This is a genomic window from Mucilaginibacter sp. Mucisp73 (assembly GCF_059491465.1).
This window is the reverse complement of sequence record NZ_CP168507.1, coordinates 3,250,935-3,270,111: the sequence shown is the minus strand read 5'-3', so window position 1 is coordinate 3,270,111 and position 19,177 is coordinate 3,250,935. Positions and strand designations below refer to the sequence as shown.

Genomic DNA, 19,177 nt, shown 5'->3' with positions numbered 1-19,177 from the left:
GATCTACCTGTTAATTGCTGCGGCCGCGAAACAATGAGATAACCCAGATGATGACCGCGATAACGACGATTACCGCGAAAATGCCCACGGCAGCACCGGCTTTAAAAATACCGACAACGGCATCACAACTGCTCAATAACAGGAAAAGGCTTAAGAATAGTGGTGTAATTAACTTTTTCATAGACTGATAGTTTTATAATTAAAACTTAAAACATCAAGCGATGTTTTAATTATCATTTAAAAGATATTTTTTCAGCGATTTTTTTAATTGTTAATCGATTTTAACCTATGAACGCATCACCCTGGTTTTGGAATACCAAAGCCGCCCTGCACTTGCCTGACCTTATTCCGGTATATAAAACCACAGCAGGCAGCTATGATTTTAAAATATATGACCTTGGCGACAGCTGCTGGCTGGTGGCCGGATGGCCAAATGACAATCAGATCGCTTTCCGGCTGGCTTATTCACCAAACGACCGGTTACAGATCGTACTAAAAGAAAGGAAAAACGATGTGCGGTTGAAGATTGGCTCGCAGTTGGGCGACTATGAAGTTATTTTGACCTTACCCACAGAAGACCGGCCCGTACTTCATCATACCACCAGGCTAACGCCGGCCTCCACCTTATTGTTCCCTTACTGGCCGCGCGACATTGTGCCGCTTGGTTCCGGGGGAGGTGAAAGCAGGGCCGAAGGAGAAATACATACAAGGCAGGTGGGTACGCGTTCGGGACAGCTCTATTTTAGCATGAACCGGCCAAAAGCTGGTTCAGTATTATACCTGCAAAACTTAACCGCGTTGGCCGGTTACAACCAGCAAACCGAAACCTCCGCGGCGGACAGCGTAGGCGGCGAATGGCCTGAAATTGGCTTTGCCCTGCCGCCAACTATTAAAAATAAACCGCTGGCAGCAGGTACAAGCTATACCTTGAGCGATGCTTTTATTGTTTTTTCGGAAGAAGTACCCGCTGATGAAGCGGCCATGGTTCAGCAATATCTCAATTTATTGGCTGAAGTTTACCTGGCTTTACCCAAACCGGCAACGAATTATACCCATTGGCCCGACATACTTGGCAAAGGATTAAAGGACCTGATAGACAGTCCCGGTTGTTGGGTACAACTTGATGGTCATCATTATTTTAACGCCTATGTATCAGACTATGTCACTCCTCCCGAGATCATGGTGCAACTGGCGGTGCTGCTGCCTTTACTTGATTATGTGGAATGGAGCGGCGTGGAACTGGAAGTAATGAAAAAAGTTAAAGCCGGCTTGCCGTCATTCTATAGTGAAAAATACGGCACCATAATGCGCTGGCACCCAAAAGCAGCCGATACGCTGGAAGGTGAGGAGGAGCAAAAACAACCGCTGGTTATGGATTCCTGGTACCTGCACCACCCGTTGTTAAACCTGTCGCGCCTTGCACTGAAGGGCGACAAGGTTGCCAGGAAACTCTTTTTGGATTCTTTGGAATTTTCGATACGGGTGGCGCATCATTTTAATTACAAATGGCCGGTTTTTTATAAAGTAGATACCCTTGAAATAGTGAAAGCCGAAACGCAGCCAGGCAAAGGAGGTGAAAAGGATGTGCCGGGTTTATTTGCCCATGTCATGCTGCAGGCCTGGGAGCTTACGGGCGAAAAACGGTATTTAACCGAAGCGGAAAAAGCTGCTATGCATTTGCGCGGCCAGGGTTTCGAGTTGTTTTACCAGGCCAACAATACAGCCTTTTCAGCTGGTGCAATGCTGCGCCTGTATAAAATCACCAAAAAAGAAATTTACCGCGCGCTCAGTTACCTATGCCTGGCAGGTGTGTTTAACAACGTGAAGCTTTGGGACTGTGATTATGGCTATGGGAAAAACTTCCCGACATTTTTTGCATTGTTTCCGCTTAATGACGCTCCTTATACGGCAGTATACGAAGAGCAGGAAGTTTTCTGCGCGCTGCATGACTACCTCCGCTACGCCGAGGATATTGAGATTTTACCATCGGTACGCCTCCTGATAACTGAATATGTCCGTTACCTTGTAGACCGTGCCGCTTATTACTACCCGACAATGCTTCCGAAAGAAATGCTCCAGGAAAAGCCCAAAATAGGAGAGGTTGATCCGAACCTGTGGATCGCGCTTGAGGATTTACACGACGGCTGGGAAAAATCAGGGCAGGTAGGCCAGGAAGTATATGGGGCAGGCAATGCGTTCGGGATCCTGCCGCGCCATTATATCCGTATACCTGATCAGCCTTTCATGATCTTCACTGATTACCCTGTTTACCGCTTTGCCGCCAGGAAGCAAGATTATCTTCATGTCCGCATGGCGGGCGATAATCGCATTGACTGCCGCCTGATGGTGGTTAAGAGTGGTCCTGGCAAATTACCAGGGGTAGAAGTGCGTGTTAATCAGAAGCCTATCGACGGAAAAAAAATCAAAGGCGGCCACTTTGAATATTTAATACCCGGCAATGCCGAAATCACTATTAGCTGGAAATAACATGAAAAAGAAAATCAATTACTTTGAGCGGTTCTCTAACTGGGCTACCGCGGCAACCGGCAGTTCGGCCGCTTTTATTATAGCTGCGTCCACCATCGTGCTATGGGCTGTTACCGGGCCGGTATTTCACTACTCGGAAACCTGGCAGCTTATTATCAATACCGGCACAACCATCGTTACTTTTTTAATGGTTTTCCTTATCCAGAAGGCGCAGAACAAGGATTCTAAAGCTGTCCATTTAAAACTGAATGAATTGCTGGCCTCTCATGAAGGTACCAGTAACAGGATGGTTAATATTGAGGACCTGAGTGAAGAGGAGCTGGATCACCTGTACAAATTTTACATCCGTTTGTCCGAACTGGCACAAAAAGAAAGTGACCTTACCAAAACACATTCTATTGATGCCGCGCGGGTAAATCAACAAAATAAATCAAAACGTTATACCAGGAATAATAAGAATTCAGGGTAACCTAATGCCTGGAACCGGCTCATCAATTATTGAGATTATGATAAGCAAAATAAGATTTTTGATCATCATCGGGTTTGTTGCAGCGGGCATTTGGCTGGTGGTAAGGCATCGTTCGGCCCAAAACGTCAAACCCGGAGTTGTCTGCAGCGGGCTTTTAAAAAATTGAGTTATGGAAAAGTTATTGATCACCGTTTTTGGAGAGGGGAAGGACCTGAATGCGCTGCAAATGAGCAGCCGCGGCGTTGTTATCTTTTTTATCGCGCTTATACTGATCCGCATTTCGGGGCGCCGGTCTTTTGGGTTGCGTACCCCGTTGGATAATATCGTCAGTATTTCGCTTGGGGCTGTTATGAGCAGGGCGGTGGTTGGCGCCTCGGCTTTTGTGCCGGTTATTGTTTGCTGCTTTGTGATCGTTCTGCTACACCGGCTGCTGGGCTGGCTTATTGCACGTAACAGTCCTTTAGTTAGTTGGGTAGAAGGAGAGAAGATCCCGCTTTTTCGTGGCGGCCGGTTTGATGAAGAGCGGATGAAACGGGCATTGGTTTGCCGTGAAGATGTGATGCAGGGTGTTCGCAAATCTGCACTTACCGAAGATTTAGAAAAGATAGACAAGGTGTATATGGAAAGGAATGGCGATATCAGCGCCATAAAAAAATGATACCTATGGAATGGCATATAGGATGTTCAGGGTTTTACTATCGTCACTGGAAAAATACTTTTTACCCGGAAGGGTTGGCGCAAAAACGCTGGTTTGAGTTTTACGCCGGGCAATTCCGTACCCTGGAATTAAATGTGACCTTTTACCGTTTTCCGCAATTATCCATGCTGCGTACCTGGTATGAAAAAGCGCCGGCTGAGTTTCGCTTCGCGGTGAAAGCCCCCAAGGCTATTACCCATTTTAAGCAGTTTCACGGAACCGTGGATATGATCACGAGTTTTTATGATACCATTCGCGATGGTTTACAGGAAAAGTTAGGGCCTGTATTGTTCCAGTTCCCGCCGCGTTTTCATTATGATGAAGAACGTTTGGCACGCGTGTTGGCGCAATTGGATCCCAGCTTTAGTAATGTATTGGAATTCAGGCACCCGGGCTGGTGGCAGGAAGATGTTTATTCACGGCTTAGGGAGCGTGGTGTTTCTTTTTGCGGTATGAGCCATCCCGAACTGCCGGATGAGCCTGTTGTAACCGGCCCTGTGGTGTATTATCGTTTTCACGGTGTTCCGGATTTATACCGCTCATCTTATAGTGATGCTCAATTACGGAAATTTGCCGATGAGATTAATTCAAAACCGGAAGTCCGGGAAGCATGGTGTTATTTTAACAATGACGCGGCAGTGGCAGCTATTCCCAACGCAAAGTCCCTGCTGCAATTTTCGGTTAAGCACTAAAATAAAAGGTTAATAAATAGGGCGGCGAAAGCCGCCCTAACAATCGGTTTGTTTTATTCTGTTTCCGCTGCTGCGGCTTCATTTACATAGTTTTCAGCTACCTGGGTTAACAGTGCATCGGCATTTTTCTCCTCGGCCAGGGTTTCCTCAAGCAGGCTTTGCGCTTCGCTATAGCCTAATGTACCGGCCAGCGTGCGCAAGGTGCCGTATGACGCGATTTCATAATGCTCCACTTTCTGTGCCGCTGAAATGATCGCTACGTCGCGTACTTCGGTACCTTTGTCGGTATCTGACAGCAATTCTGTCGCTTCATTCAGCAAACCTTCCATGGCCAGGCATTTTTTAGCCGAAGCTTTCTCACCAATAGATTCGAATACGCTTTCCAGTCGCGTTACATGGTTTTTGGTTTCTTCCAGGTGGGTGGTGATGGTTTGCTTCAGATCTTCTGAGGTAGCTCCCTTGATCAATTTGGGCAGAGCGGTGGCCAAATGCTTCTCGGCCCAATAAAGGTCCTTGATCTCGTCGATGAATAGTTCTTTCAGCGCGCTCTCGGCTTCCGGACTGCGACTGGCCGCTGCTGCGGTCTTTTTGTTGTTTTTTGTTGCCATAGTAGATATATGTTGATGATAATTAAATTGAGTTAGCCCCCTGATCAGCATCTCCGCGGTAGCCTGGATGGTTTGCTGAATAATTTCTTCGCATGATCCCTGAAATACTTTTCGAAAACTGAGGTGCCTGTCATGGATCAGCGCATAAACAAACATAGTTCCAACCGGTTTTTCCGGGGTTTCGCTGCCACCGGGTGTAGTGAGCCCGGTAACGGTTACCTGTATGTCGGATGGGATAAGATGTGCCAGGCGGTATGCCATTTCCCTCGTCACCTCCATCGACTCTGGTGTAAACTGATCAATCAATCCCTTCGGTACTCCTAACAGGGATACTTTGAGATCGGCATTATAGCAGGCGATCCCGCCCTTAAGCACCTGGCCGGATTCGTCGGTAAGTGCAAACTCCGAACAAAGCCAGCCTGCCGTAGCGCTTTCGGCAAAAGCAATTGTCATACCCTGTTGGGCTATCAGTTTACTACATTCTTTAATCTTATTTTCTGCCATGATTCATTGATCCGTGCCTGTCGGCTTACCGGCTCTATAAAAACTTCCTGAAATACGGTTTTGTTTTGTTTTAATTGATTATTTTAATAATAAATTAAAGTTTGAAGAATGGCACTGATAGAGAAATGCGCGCCGCAAACAAACTCATCGGCTGCACCATAATAGATGGTTAAACGGTCGCCATCGGCAATATGGCCATTAGTGAAAACAACGTAACCGAAAAAGCCGCTAAGCTCATAAGCTTCGGTTGGCACCATGATCGGGTCACCACTTCGGGCGATAACCTTTGATGGATTGTTAATGTCCATTAAAAAAGCCCCGAGGCAATAACGATGTTCGGCATTTGCACCATGATATATCTCCAGCCAGCCATGTTCCGTACGGATAGGTGCCGCGCCGGCACCAACGCGGCCGCTGTCCCACATTCCGGGCCGGGTTTTTATCAGGCATTGGTGATTGCCCCATTGCCGGCTGTCTGATGACTCTGCCAGCCAGATATAATTGCCGCCAATCTCTTTGCTGCTTGGCCGGTGCAAGCAGTAATATTTTCCGCCGATCTTCTGCTCAAAAATTGCACAATCCTTATTATGCGGAGGCAGGATCATTCCGCCGCTTTCAAAGTGCTGCCAATTGATGGTTGTTAGCAGGCCTACGCCTACGCCGCTGTCTGATACAGCGGTATAGGTAAGGTAATAAGTGTCATTTATCTGTGTAACCCGGCAATCCTCTATACCAAAACGTTCCAGGTATCCCTTTCCGAATAAGGGCGGATAACCTTCCTGCTCAGTAAAACGGATCCCATCGTCACTGGCCAGTAAACGTAAATGCGAAACTGTGGTGAGATAATCCAGCCCCTTGTAACTAATGACCCGGGCATCGGTAGCGATAAGGTCGGGGTCGTTAAGCGGTACCTTGATGATCTCGGTATTGCCCAGTGCATCAAGGGCAGGGAAAAATAAAACTCCTTCCTCCTGCATAACTCCTTCTGCTACCCTTACAATAAGCCAGGTTTTACCGCCGTACCTAAAAACGCCGGGATTAAGCAGGCTGATAATTTGTAAACCCTGGCGACTGGGAGCAAGATCTTTTGGTAGCAGCAAAGGGTTTTCGGGAAAGCGTTGTGCCAGGTCTTTCATATTTCTTCCCCGCTAACCCAGGCTTTGGCCTCTTCCAATTGATCGGGTGAAAAACCGCGCGATTTGCCTGGTATCATAAACCGGAAGAGGTCCGTAAACCATTCCACACCTTTCTGGTCGGTTACTACCGCAATGCGGTGCCAGTTTGTAAAGTTCGTTAGCCCAAGTTTGAGGTCGTCCCACCAGGCCGCCAGCGTGAAATTCTGCACGCCTGTTCCCAATACCAGCAAATAGTTGATTTCGCCATGGCGGTTTTTCAGCTCCTGTATCTTGGGTATCAGTATGGTCTCCATATCGTTGCGGGTTACTTCGCCGCTGACATAAATCCCTACCACGTGTTGCGGGAGGTTATTAATTATTTGTAGCATAACTTGTTGTTTTTTGTACGATGTGATAACCAATGCCGGCGAAAACCGCGAACACAATATGTGCTGGTACCAGTTGCAGATAATATTTTTTAAAATTGAGGGATGGGGGCAACGGGTGCATTTTAAAGGTCGTTTTCCAAACAGCTACGGCTAACAGGCCGCTTAGGCCACCGAGCCAAAGATTTGTCTTGAGGTCGGGTTTTAATTTACCGCGGTGCCATAGTTCTACATAAACGACCGTAAACAGCAGGCCAACGCCGTAATGCCCCAGCCAGCCTAATGCCTGGCTTTGCTGCTTATCTAACTTAGGGATCAGGCGACCGGTTAGCTGCCCCAGGCGCTCCGGCTCGCTGAAGTTTTCGCCGTCGGCCAGCGATACAAGATAGCTGAACAGCGTCATGAAGGTAGTGCCGGTGACTCCCGAAATAAAAATTTCTTTAGTTTTCATCATCGCTTATCCTGGTAAGGCCCCTGGTTGCGGGCCCGGTTAATACATTGCCATCAATATCGTAGCGCGCGCCATGGCAAGGGCAGTCCCAGCTCTTTTCTTCACTGTTCCAGCTAACAATGCAGGCGGCGTGAGTGCAAACGGGACTTAGGGCATGTATGGTGCCGCCGTCATCGCGGTAAGCGGCGATTTTGTTTCCGTCTACTTCAACCACTTTGCCGGTGCCAGGCTTTAACCTGCTCAGCGAATCGGTGCTTTTAATATTCAGGCGGTCAGCCACAAAGTGGTAGGCTACATCGGCGTTTTCTTTTACAAATTCGCTAAACCCGTCTATCGGTTTTATTCTGCCCGGATTAAACAGTTTTTCATATTTGCTGCCTTTGCCGCTTACCAGGTCGGCAAGGATTTGGGCGGCAATGCTTCCGAGCATCATGCCGTTGCCATTATAACCGGTTGCGCAGTAAATACCATTGGCCGCTAAAGGCATGCGGCCGATATAAGGAAGGCCATCTACGGGTACATAATACTGACTTGACCACTGGTATTTCACCGACGACACGTTATAATACTTACGTGCATATTTTTCAAGATCGTCAAAAGCTTTCTGCGGCTGCTCGTGCCCTGTCTTATGATCCAGCCCGCCAATCAATAATAATTCCTGCCCGTCTATTACATGCGTCCGCACATAATGATAAGGTTCCTGGCAGTCATAAATAAGCCCGTCAGGATATTTTCCGCTATGGAGTTTAACGGCCAACACGTAACTGCGGTAGGGTGCACACTCGAAATTGAATACATTGATATTCGGCGGCATATGGGTGGCATAGATCACATTTTTTGCACGGATCTTGTTTTTACCAGCCTGCGCGATATGTATTTCATCTTCAGTGACTATTTGTTCAACAAGCGTGTTTTCTAATAACGCGCCGCCGGCCTTCCAATAAGCTTTTTGTAATCCTTTTAAATATTTTATGGGATGAAATTGTGCCTGGCCATCGAAAGCCAAAGCTTTTTGAAAAGGAACAGGTGTCGGTACTTCGTCAGTATATTTTACAGGAACGCCAACTTTGGTAGCACCCTGGTATATGTCATCCAGCATTTTCACTTCATCTTCATTTTCGGCATACAGGTAACCGGTTTTCGGTTCATAATCACACTTGATGCCATAGATGTCGATATTGGTCTTAATCAGTTCGAACCCCTCATTGATCGCGTCTGCAAAATCCTGTGCGCCTTCCTCGCCAAAAGCACTTTCAGCTTCGCTGTAAGTAGTATCAGCAAAAGTATTGATATGCGCGCTGGTGCCGCCGGTTGTGCCAAAACCGGTATTATGCGCTTCTGTAATAATCGTAGCCTTGCCAGCTTTTTGTAATAGCAGCGCTGCCGTCATACCGGTAATTCCGGCACCAACAATGAGGCAATCGTATATTTTATCTTCGGGCTTAACTCTGGCTGCCGGACTGCTGAGAGACTGCCAGGGGCTATTCCTGGTACCATCTCGTTTGACGTTCATAAATGTCATTGCATAGATTTTGTACCATTAAATACAGCGCAAATGCGTAATAGTTTCTTTTAAAGAATATTTTTAATTATTTAATTAAATTGAACAGAGGGTGTAGCTGATATAGTCGACTCCCGCGGGGGAAGTGCTGTTAGGGTTAATTCAAAGGGTTGGGGACTAACGGTTTGAATAGGTTTATATAGCATATCACATTTATGCCAACCATTTATGCAAATGTTTGTTAAGCCAATCATGCAACAAGAAACTACTAAAACACGGTACACTGATACCGAATTGAATGAATTCAGAACGTTGATCAAAGAAAAGATCGGCATGGCACGCGAAGAGCTGCAGGAACTGGTGGGTACGCTCAGCGCTTCAAATACCAACGGAGACGATGCTGCAATTGCGGGCAAGACGCTTGAAGATGGATCGGCAACTTTTGAAAAGGAACAGATCAACCAGCTGGCCGCCCGCCAGAAAAAATTTATCGAGCAGCTTGAAGCCGCGCTGATGCGTATTGAAAACAGAACTTATGGCATTTGCCGTTCTACCGGTAAACTGATACCAAGGGAACGCCTGCTTGCGGTGCCGCACACTACCCAAAGCATGGAAGCCAAACTTAAACAGGCATGAGTTCGGCATTTGTAAAAGAAGGGGAGGCCAGGCACCTTAAAGATGTGGCACCGAATATAGGCGCGCTGCTTTTTTTTCTGCGGGTGGAAAACAACGGTACTATTATCCGTGATGAGAAAATCTACTTTAGTCAAAAACATGGTCGTGACGTTTATGAAATGAGTGACGGCCTGGCTTATGCCCTTGACGATGACAATCATTGGTATATCATACTTGATCTATGAAAGGGACTTTTTTTGGAGGTACCAGTGGCTTACAGATCGACAGACCCAGGCGGGATTTTCCCCCTGAATACAGCCATTTGTCGCGGCTGGGTTATTATGCTTTGCAGGAAAACAGTATAGAGATCAACAGCTCTTTTTATAAAATACCGCAGGCAAAAACCATAGCCCGGTGGGCAACGGAAGTAACCGAGGGGTTTCGTTTCACTTTCAAGCTGTGGCAGGGGATCACCCATCAAAAAAATTTGTTTTTCAATAAGGAAGATGTTACCCGTTTTATGCAGGCTATCCATTTGCCGGAAACTGAGCGGGGCTGTCTGCTTGTTCAGTTTCCGCCAAGCCTGCAGGCGGGTGCACTTCCTCAATTAACAGAATTACTGGAGGCCCTTAAACCTTATACCTGGCCCACGGCCGTCGAATTTCGTCACCCGTCCTGGTACAGGGATGAAGTTTTTGAACTTTTAAACTGGTACCAGGCTGCAATGGTACTGCAGGATATGCCCAAATCGGACACGCCCATGGAAATCACTGCCGATGAACTGGTTTACCTGCGCTTTCATGGTCCATCGGGCAATTATAAAGGAAGTTATAGTGAAAGTTTCCTTTCTGAATACGCATCGTATATCAATGAATGGCAGCAGGAGGGCAAAACAGTTTACGTGTACTTCAACAATACCGCCGGAGCAGCGCTGGAAAATCTTCAGTCATTGAAACAGCTTCTCGTTTAAGCAAAGCCCATGGTAGCTAAATCTGCCCTGTACGAACGCTTTATTGGATCGCCGGTCTGCATGTGTTTATTATTGTTATAAATACAATTAATTTTTTTATTTCTGTTTTTCAATATAAATTATTTCTTATCTTGTCGTCGTTATAGCCTAAAATAGTTACACCATGGCAAAATCGCTGCTTAGGATGTGATAAACATAAACAACAATCTGAATTGGTTAATTTTATCTCGCTCAATTAAATGTATTTAGTACGCTTATAATTATGTACGTACGAAATGCCGGTAAGAATGATTTTATCTTAAATGAAAAATTTTTATGATCATACGGATGTTCAATTGACCAGGCTCTTTGAACCTGGAGATATTGATGCGTTTAAAGAAATCTACAACTGGTATTGGCTAAAGCTCGTAGGTTACTAATAAAAATAAATAAAGCGCGGGATGGTGGGTTGACCTGCACTGTTTTTTTGGACTAACATATCATCAGGATGAAAAAAAGATTACTTATTGCATTATTATTTTATTGCGGCGTTGCTTACGCGCAAACTAAGGATTATCCCATTAAGCCGGTATCATTTACCAATGTAAAGCTTAGTGATAAGTTTTGGACCTCGCGTATTGAAACCAATCGTACGGTCACCATCCCGGCGTCATTTGCCCGGTGCGAGAATACCGGCAGGGTTAAAAATTTTGAAATGGCGGCTGCCCGCAGCGGTAAGTTTTGTACTAAGTTTCCTTTTGATGATACGGATATTTATAAAACCATTGAAGGCGCATCTTATTCTATGGCCGTTCATCCGGATGCAAAGCTGGATGCCTATGTCGATTCATTGATCACGATAGTAGGGAAAGCGCAGGAGCCGGACGGATATCTTTATACTGCCCGTACTATTGACCCATTGCATCCGCACGCATGGTCGGGCCCGGAGCGTTGGGTAAAAGAGAACGAGCTGAGCCACGAGCTATATAACTCCGGACACATGTTTGAGGCCGCGGCCGCACATTACCTGGCTACCAACAAGCGCAACTTTTTAGATATCGCGCTTAAAAATGCCGATCTGCTGGTTAAAACTTTTGGGCCGGGTAAAAGGCATGTAGCGCCCGGACATGAGATTGTGGAAATGGGCCTGGTACGCCTGTACCGCATCACCGGAAAAAAAGAATATCTCGATCTTGCTAAATTTTTTATTGACGAAAGGGGGCATCGCACCTATGATAAAACCAGTACCGACGAATGGAAGAACGGGATGTACTGGCAGGATAATGAACCTGTTATAGCCCAGGAAGATGCCGAGGGCCACGCCGTAAGGGCAATGTATCTATATTCGGGCATGGCCGATGTTGCCGCTTTAACCGGTGACAAGGAATACATTACCGCCATTGATAAGATCTGGAACAACATGGTTGGCAAAAAAATCTACGTACAGGGTGGCATCGGAGCAGTACCGGGCGGTGAACGTTTCGGAGCCGATTACGAGCTGCCAAATACTACCGCTTACAATGAAACCTGTGCGGCAATAGGTGATGTGTTCTGGAACCAGAGGATGTTCCTGCTGCACGGCGAGTCGAAATATATTGATGTGATGGAAAAGGTTTTGTACAATGGGTTAATTTCGGGTGTTGGGCTGGATGGTAAGACATTCTTCTACACCAACGCCATGCAGGTAACTAACGGGGTTACTCATCATGAGCTTGAACCCGAGCGTTCCGGCTGGTTTGAGTGCTCATGCTGCCCAACCAATATGGCGCGTTTTCTACCCTCATTGTCAGGCTATATGTATGCCCAAAAGGATAACAATGTATTTGTGAACCTGTTTATTGCAGGTACAGCCAATATGGAGGTAAGTAATAAAAAAGTGAGCATTGTTCAAAGCAATAATTACCCATGGAGTGGTGCCCTGTCGTTTGCCATAACACCGGAGACGCCAACTAATTTTGCTATACATATCCGGATCCCGGGCTGGGCAAGGGCAGAGGCGATCCCGTCTGATCTGTATGCTTTCCAAAATAAATCAGCCGCAAAAATCAGCCTGAAACTAAACGGCAAAGCGGTTGCTTATAAAGTTGAAAATGGCTACGCTGTAATTAACAGGCAGTGGAAAAAAGGTGATAACATCCAATTAAACCTGCCAATGGAAGTTAAAAAGGTTATAGCCAATAAGGCATTGGTTGATGATAAAGGTAAAACAGCCCTGCAACGCGGCCCGATCATATACTGCGCCGAGTGGAAAGATAACGGCGGAACGGTGAGCAATTTAGCAATCCCTGCAAACGCAGCTTTTAAACCTGTAACCGAACCAAACCTGTTAAATGGCGTAACTGTTTTAAAAGGAGAGATCCTAAGTAAAACAAAAGGCGAAGCTGCTAAAAAGATAGAGCTTACGGCCATTCCTTATTATTCATGGGCAAACCGTGGTAAAGGCGAAATGACCGTTTGGTTTCCCGAAGTAAATGCCGCTGCCAAATAAATAGTTAAAGCCTCAGCAACTCTCTAGCAAAAAAATAGGATGGTTTATGGTAATTGCATTCAGCATTCCCGTATTTGTTTTATTATTTGCCAAAGCATTGCTGAGGCTTTTCCATTACAGGCATGATACCAGCCTGTTTAGCAAATACCCTTGATTACCCTGACTATTGGGTGATCAATAAATACGCGAAAATTATTTATATACACTACCAGTTCAACTGAGTTAACCGGCGCAGGAATTGGCAACTCATCACAGCAAATTTCCGAAACCTATACGCCATCATTTAAGCTCCCCGGCGTAATCTGAAAACATTTATATAATTTTTTAAATTGTCAGATATTAGGCTTAAAATTAAATAATTAAAATTTACAAGTCTTAACTACCTATACCTTAAGATTTACCGGCATATCTTTTTTCTGAAAATTTGAAATGTTTAATAAGCAATAATGAAAAATATTAAAGTGATCATCCTTGCAATCATAACTACCTTTTTTATGGCCGGGGCTTCGGCTAATGCGCAAAGCAGCAAATTAATCACCGCCGATGTTTGTGTATATGGCGGAACCTCCGCAGGGGTAATTGCTGCATATACGGCAAAAAAGATGGGAAAAACGGTGATATTGATAGAGCCGGGAAAGCATTTGGGTGGCATGAGTTCGGGAGGGCTTGGCTATACGGATATTGGAAACAAATATGTGGTGACAGGTTTAGCACGGGATTTTTACCGTCGTATAGGTACGCATTATGGGAAATTTGAACAATGGATATTTGAGCCAAAGGTAGCGGAGGGAATTTTTAATGATTATGTAAAAAGGGCTGGCTTTCCTGTTTTATTTGGGAACAGGCTTATAAAAGTAAAAAAGGAAGAAAATCAGCTAAAGGAAATTATAGTAGAGGACAGCTATAAGCCCTCTGCTGCTACCAATAAAACTATTCGAGCTAAGGTATTTATTGATTGTACTTATGAAGGGGACCTGATGGCCCGCTCAGGTGTTTCTTATACTGTAGGAAGGGAAGCTAACAGCCAGTATGATGAAACTATAAACGGAGTGGAGTTGCTGGATAAACACCAGTTTCCGGATAATATTGATCCCTATAAAGTGCCGGGCGACGCGAAAAGTGGTTTATTGTGGGCTATAAGTAATGAGGTATTACAAACAAATGGAGCGGGAGATAAAAAAGTGCAGGCATACAATTTTCGTATCACGTTAACCAATGTGCCCGAAAACCGGATCCCAATTTCAAAACCCGAAAATTATGATCCTAAAAAGTATGAGTTACTGCTGCGTTTAAAAGAGAAGCAACCCTGGAAATCAATTTCCGATGTTTTTATTATAAGTAAAATGCCCAATGGCAAAACGGATATCAATAATAACGGAGGGTTCTCTACGGATATGATCGGGATGAACTGGGAATATCCGGAGGCTGATTATAACACAAGGGCCAAAATATGGAAGGAGCATGAAGATTATACCAAAGGCTTCTTTTATTTTATCGGCAATGACAACCGCATACCCGGAAATATCAGGGACGAAATGAAACAATGGGGCTACCCTAAAGACGAATATACGGATAACGGGAACTGGACACCGCAGCTTTATATCAGGGAAGCCCGCCGAATGATTGGTGAACTGATTATGACCCAGCATCATTGCCAGGGAAAAGAACAGGTACAAGATGGGATAGGAATGGCCGCATATGGTATGGATTCGCATAATTGCGAAAGGTTGGTAGTTAATGGCATGGCGAAAAATGAGGGGGATGTTCAGGTCTATGGTTTTGCGCCATACGCTGTTTCGTACAGGGCTATAGTCCCGAAGCAAAAGGAAGCCGCTAATTTATTTGTCCCGGTATGCTTATCTGCAAGTCATATAGCTTACGGGTCAATCAGGATGGAGCCGGTATTCATGGTATTAGGCCAATCTTCGGCTGTGGCGGCATGCCAGACTATTGATAAAAAAATTGCGGTACAGCAGGTTAATGTAAAAGAAGTACAAAGCTTGCTCAGGACAGACCCCCTTGCAGATGGCAGCATGCCCGAAGTACTGGTTGATAATGAGGACAGTCACATAACAGGCGATTGGAAAATTGAAAAATCAGGCGGCTATGGCCCAACCTATCTTACTGATGATTCAAAAGCAGAAACTGCAAAATCGGTAAGGTTTATTCCGGAAAAATTAAAGAAGGGTGCTTACCGCGTTTATACCTATTTTCCTAAGGTTATGAATCCGGCAGCAAAAACTTATATTACTATTTACGATGGTGAGAAGGCCACAGAAAAGATAATCAACCAGTCTGATTTGCAGGTAGAAGGCCAAACTTCAGGTGAGTGGCTTCCACTGGGATTATATAACTTTTCAGAAGAAAAGAAGGCATATGTAGAAATTTCAAATAAAAACGCAGATGGCGTAATTGTGGCTGATGCAGTGCTTTTCGTACCTGTTAGGTAATTCTGCCTTTCAGGCGCGACGCTTAAATTATTAAAATATCCTTATTAAGTATAAATTTATTAGAGGTGAAGTCTTAAAGTATCTGATAAAAATACCGGTGCTGCCGATAACCCCAATATTTTAATTTAATAATATTTTATATTTTCATTGCTTATCACGGCTTTGACAAATTTAAACTATGTTTAAATCGCCGTTGTAAACCAATTAAACAAGCATAATGCAAACAAAGCAAAGGGCTAATTATGGGGTGAAATCCCTCGTGCAGCAAATTGTCGGATCAATCAGTAAGAATATTGACAAAGGTGTTTACCGGAAAAATGAAAAGCTGCTGTCAATAAATACATACAGCAAGCAACACGGTGTAGCAAGGGACACCATTGAAAAGGCTTACACGATACTTAAGAGCAATGGCTATATCCGTTCGGTTTCCGGAAAGGGTTATTTTGTAGTCGGTAAGCCCGATGTGCGGATCAAGGTACTTTTGTTGTTTAATAAATTAAGCTCTTATAAGAAAACGGTTTATGATACCATCGTACGCACCCTGGGTGATAAAGCCAGGGTCGATCTTCATATTCATCATTATAATCCCGCTTTGCTCGAGGAAAGTATAGATGCAAATTTGGGCAATTATCATTATTATGTGGTAATGCCGCATTTCTTTGATTATAGTAACGAGCATGAATATTTAACCATTTTAAAGAAGATTCCGGTTGATCAGTTGATATTGCTGGATAAAGATTTGCCCAAATTAGCCAGGCAGTCGGCTGTATTCCAGGATTTTCGCAACGATATCTACGGTGCATTAAATGTGGTCACCGACCTGATTGCCAAATACAAAAAATTAATTATCATATATCCCGTAGACCGCCACCATCCGCCCGAAATTAAGGATGGAATAATGCAGTTTTGTGAAGAGAAAAACAAGAAGTTTGAAGTAATAGACGCGTTTAAAACAGACGATCTTAAAAAAGGCTCCCTTTATATTGTATTGACCGAAAATGACCTGGCCGACTTGATTAAAGGCGCCAGAGCAAGTGGATATGAATTAGGGAAAGATATAGGGATCATATCTTTTAATGAAACCGTGTTTAAAGAGTTATTGGACATTACTGTTATAACCAGTGATTTTGAAGAAATGGGCAGAAAAACAGCTGAGCTAATGTTGCAAAACAAAGCCGCGGTTATTAAAAACGCCTTCAAAATAATTATCAGGAAATCGCTATAACGAAGCCCTGAGTGTAAGGTAAAAAGGCACCTCGTAACGGCCCGTAGAACCATTTTTGATAATATCCGCGGTCATTTTTCCCATTTCCTCAAAATCTGTGGATATGGTGGTTAAGCCATTGAGGATGATTTTTTTTAGCGGGGTTTCATTGTATGATATCACGCCAACATCTTTACCTATCTTTAATTCCGTAGCCAGGATCCTTTCAATCAAGACCACAAGGTCGTTTTCCATCAGGTTGATAAATATGTCTCCTTCATGTATCGGCTCGCCTTGTATGTCATGAACTACTTTGTAGGTAAACGCATATTGGATACAGAAACTGAAAAAGCCTTTCAAAATCTCGCCCGGAAAATAAGTGTATTCAGGAAATATAATCTTTAGGGTGTGATACTTCCTTAATTGCGGCAGGGCTTCCTCCAGGGCCTGGAAAATGTCTTTTTCAAAATTCTCGTACACGGCAGCAAAATCGCCTTTTATCCCTGGCACTAATTTATCAAGTATGATCAGTTTCTCTTTGGGCAGGGTATTAATAATATCGTGAACGTTTTCGCCGCCGTGCATAAAGTGCGGCAGGATCACATAATGAGTATAATCGTGGCTATTGTTTTGAAGCAGTTTTTTAAAAAATTCGAAGTCGTTATTGTATATATAAAAGTCGATAGCTGCTTCATGCCCAAGACCATCAACTATGGCATCATAAACCAGCTTTTTATGAGTGCTTAGCTTGTTAAATATTAAAAACACCTTGAACTGTTGCCCGGCTTCAGTGTTTTTGATGTAGTACCCCTTGCCAGGTACCGAGCCAAGCAGGCCGATTGATTTCAGGTGTTTATAAGCCTTTTCGGCGGTATCACGTGATATTTCAAAATTGCAGTTTAATTCGTTGATGGATGGCAGCGTTTCGTTAATGATTAATTTCCCTTCACGTACACTTTTGATGATCGAGTTAGCTAACTGGATATATTTAGGGGTAGATGAATAATAATCAATATAAATGTATTCTAAAAATCGTGAAGACTTCATAACTATTGAACTGGCTACTGGCAAAAACTTAAAGTTAATCAAATTAGGTTTGATAAGGCTCCCACCTTTTGCCTGCGTAAGCCGGGGAAGCTTAATAAGCTGCCAAAATAAATAAAGTGATGAATTTGTTACAATAAGAGAGTCTTCAATCAGGATGGTGCAGGACGCTGTTGGTATAAACATGCTCTAACTTTATCTATTATAAACCTCGGCCCATATAAACCGGCCGGTAACCAGATAAATTATAACATAATGATCAAGCTGCCCTACAAGATCTTGCTGTGTTCTGTTTGCGTTTCGTTGCGGCTCATTTTACCAGTGCAGCTATTGCTTGTCCTTTCACAGGTTGTAGAGGCCCAGGAAGTAATGGAAACAGGTGGCACCAGGCCTATGCCCGAACAATGGATTGATAGCGAAACAGGTCATAAAGTAATCCGCCTGGTGAACCGCGAAAATGACAATGGAAGTTTTTATTTTAATAATACGCCCTTTGTTCCCCAAATAAAGAATGAAGGTGATTTGATGGTGTTTTACGGTAAAACGGACAAGGGAGAGCAGCTATTTACGGTTAATTTAAAAACTCAGAAAATAGAGCAGTTAACAAACAGGTCGAAAGTATCCGGCGAGATGGTTTGCGCCAAAACCCGTGAAGCGTTTTACCAAAGTGCCGACAGTATATTCGCCGTAAATGTTAACACCCATAAAACAAGGTTCATTTACGCCTTTTCTCCCGATTTTAAAGGAAGGGTAGGTACTGTAAATGCCGACGGAACTTATATGGCCTGTGTTAAATCTACCGGTGAGCAGGAGCGTGAAATACTTGCAAAATATCCCGAAAAGCATGATTTCTTTAACCGGATCTATGATGCCCATATCCAACATACCTTACACGTGCTTGATGTTAAACATAAAACATTGAAACAAATACACCAGGAAAACGAATGGACAAATCACCTGCTTTTTTCGCCTACAGATCCTGATAACCTTTCATATTGCCATGAAGGCCCCTGGGAAAAGGTGGACCGGATCTGGAACATCAATATAAAAACCGGCGAAAACAAGCTGTTGCATAAGCGCACCATGGTCAATGAAATAGCCGGTCATGAGTTTTTTTCACCGTTGGGTAATACTGAGTGGTTTGATTTGCAGAAACCTAAGGGGCAAACTTTTTTTCTGGCAGGTATCAACATGAAAACAGGAAAAGAAGACCGTGTTTATCAAATGGATAGGAACGAATGGTCTATCCATTTTAATGTAACTAAAGATGAGCAAACCTTTGCCGGCGACGGAGGTAATTCCGGGCAGGTAGCCAAAGCACCCGATGGCATGTGGATCTATTTGTTTAAGCCTAACGGCGACCATTTTAAATCAGAAAAACTGGTAAATATGAAACATCATAATTACCATTTGGAGCCTAATGTGCATTTTTCGCCTGATGAAAAATGGGTTATCTTCAGGGCCAATTTTGAAGGTCATGAGGGCGTTTACGCTGTAGAAATTGCCAAACACTAATA

At 44.2% G+C, this 19,177-nt stretch carries 18 protein-coding genes; 11 read left to right on the top strand and 7 right to left on the bottom strand.

The features are described from left to right. Positions 1–10: 10 nt before the first annotated feature. Entirely contained in the window at positions 11–181 is a 171-nt protein-coding gene (locus ACEN82_RS13635) for a hypothetical protein (protein ID WP_413319937.1), read from the bottom strand. A gap of 107 nt (positions 182–288) precedes the next feature. Here ACEN82_RS13635 and ACEN82_RS13630 point away from each other — a divergent pair, with 107 nt between their 5' ends. The 4 genes from ACEN82_RS13630 (at position 289) to ACEN82_RS13615 (ending at position 4,345) form a co-directional block, all read left to right on the top strand. Then, positions 289–2,487, top strand: coding sequence for a hypothetical protein (locus ACEN82_RS13630; RefSeq protein WP_413319935.1), 2,199 nt, complete (start codon positions 289–291; stop codon positions 2,485–2,487). Between the two features lies 1 nt (position 2,488). Next, positions 2,489–2,956, top strand: coding sequence for a low affinity iron permease family protein (locus ACEN82_RS13625; protein WP_274988163.1), 468 nt, complete (start codon positions 2,489–2,491; stop codon positions 2,954–2,956). A gap of 169 nt (positions 2,957–3,125) precedes the next feature. Then, positions 3,126–3,614 (top strand): DUF421 domain-containing protein, encoded by a 489-nt coding sequence (locus ACEN82_RS13620; protein ID WP_373614004.1) that lies wholly within the window; start codon positions 3,126–3,128, stop codon positions 3,612–3,614. A 5-nt stretch (positions 3,615–3,619) separates the two neighbouring features. Next, entirely contained in the window at positions 3,620–4,345 is a 726-nt protein-coding gene (locus ACEN82_RS13615) for a DUF72 domain-containing protein (RefSeq protein WP_413319933.1), read from the top strand. A 53-nt stretch (positions 4,346–4,398) separates the two neighbouring features. Here ACEN82_RS13615 and ACEN82_RS13610 read toward each other — a convergent pair whose 3' ends face one another. From ACEN82_RS13610 to ACEN82_RS13590, 5 genes are all read right to left on the bottom strand, one after another. Beyond that, entirely contained in the window at positions 4,399–5,457 is a 1,059-nt protein-coding gene (locus tag ACEN82_RS13610; protein ID WP_413319931.1) for a DUF892 family protein, read from the bottom strand. Positions 5,458–5,540: 83 nt separating this feature from the next. Beyond that, on the bottom strand, positions 5,541–6,593 hold the full coding sequence (locus ACEN82_RS13605; protein WP_413319929.1) for a glycoside hydrolase family 130 protein: 1,053 nt from the start codon (positions 6,591–6,593) through the stop codon (positions 5,541–5,543). Further along, complete coding sequence (locus ACEN82_RS13600; protein ID WP_413319927.1) at positions 6,590–6,961, bottom strand: SpoIIAA family protein; 372 nt, start codon at positions 6,959–6,961, stop codon at positions 6,590–6,592. The genes ACEN82_RS13605 and ACEN82_RS13600 overlap by 4 nt, the downstream gene beginning before the upstream one ends. After that, the gene (locus ACEN82_RS13595) at positions 6,945–7,412 is read right to left on the bottom strand and encodes a hypothetical protein (RefSeq protein ID WP_495644138.1); all 468 of its coding nucleotides are present in this window, start codon (positions 7,410–7,412) and stop codon (positions 6,945–6,947) included. The genes ACEN82_RS13600 and ACEN82_RS13595 overlap by 17 nt, the downstream gene beginning before the upstream one ends. Next, positions 7,399–8,922: an FAD-dependent oxidoreductase gene (locus tag ACEN82_RS13590; protein ID WP_413319923.1), complete on the bottom strand. Its 1,524-nt coding sequence runs from the start codon at positions 8,920–8,922 to the stop codon at positions 7,399–7,401. The genes ACEN82_RS13595 and ACEN82_RS13590 overlap by 14 nt, the downstream gene beginning before the upstream one ends. A gap of 240 nt (positions 8,923–9,162) precedes the next feature. On the opposite strand from ACEN82_RS13590, the gene ACEN82_RS13585 reads away from it, so the two are divergent. From ACEN82_RS13585 to ACEN82_RS13560, 6 genes are all read left to right on the top strand, one after another. Continuing rightward, positions 9,163–9,546: a TraR/DksA family transcriptional regulator gene (locus ACEN82_RS13585; protein WP_090526195.1), complete on the top strand. Its 384-nt coding sequence runs from the start codon at positions 9,163–9,165 to the stop codon at positions 9,544–9,546. Continuing rightward, positions 9,543–9,770, top strand: coding sequence for a hypothetical protein (locus tag ACEN82_RS13580; protein WP_090525124.1), 228 nt, complete (start codon positions 9,543–9,545; stop codon positions 9,768–9,770). The genes ACEN82_RS13585 and ACEN82_RS13580 overlap by 4 nt, the downstream gene beginning before the upstream one ends. Next, positions 9,767–10,495, top strand: a complete 729-nt coding sequence (locus ACEN82_RS13575; protein WP_413319920.1) for a DUF72 domain-containing protein — start codon at positions 9,767–9,769, stop codon at positions 10,493–10,495. The genes ACEN82_RS13580 and ACEN82_RS13575 overlap by 4 nt, the downstream gene beginning before the upstream one ends. A gap of 487 nt (positions 10,496–10,982) precedes the next feature. Next, positions 10,983–12,962, top strand: coding sequence for a glycoside hydrolase family 127 protein (locus ACEN82_RS13570; protein ID WP_495644137.1), 1,980 nt, complete (start codon positions 10,983–10,985; stop codon positions 12,960–12,962). Between the two features lie 446 nt (positions 12,963–13,408). After that, positions 13,409–15,412 (top strand): FAD-dependent oxidoreductase, encoded by a 2,004-nt coding sequence (locus ACEN82_RS13565; protein WP_413317517.1) that lies wholly within the window; start codon positions 13,409–13,411, stop codon positions 15,410–15,412. 217 nt (positions 15,413–15,629) lie between these two features. Then, on the top strand, positions 15,630–16,637 hold the full coding sequence (locus ACEN82_RS13560; protein ID WP_413317515.1) for a GntR family transcriptional regulator: 1,008 nt from the start codon (positions 15,630–15,632) through the stop codon (positions 16,635–16,637). Here ACEN82_RS13560 and ACEN82_RS13555 read toward each other — a convergent pair. Beyond that, positions 16,632–17,663: a GntR family transcriptional regulator gene (locus ACEN82_RS13555; RefSeq protein ID WP_413317513.1), complete on the bottom strand. Its 1,032-nt coding sequence runs from the start codon at positions 17,661–17,663 to the stop codon at positions 16,632–16,634. The genes ACEN82_RS13560 and ACEN82_RS13555 overlap by 6 nt on opposite strands. Before the next feature lie 252 nt (positions 17,664–17,915). On the opposite strand from ACEN82_RS13555, the gene ACEN82_RS13550 reads away from it, so the two are divergent. Further along, positions 17,916–19,175, top strand: coding sequence for an oligogalacturonate lyase family protein (locus ACEN82_RS13550; RefSeq protein ID WP_413317511.1), 1,260 nt, complete (start codon positions 17,916–17,918; stop codon positions 19,173–19,175). The last annotated feature ends 2 nt before the right edge of the window (positions 19,176–19,177 follow it).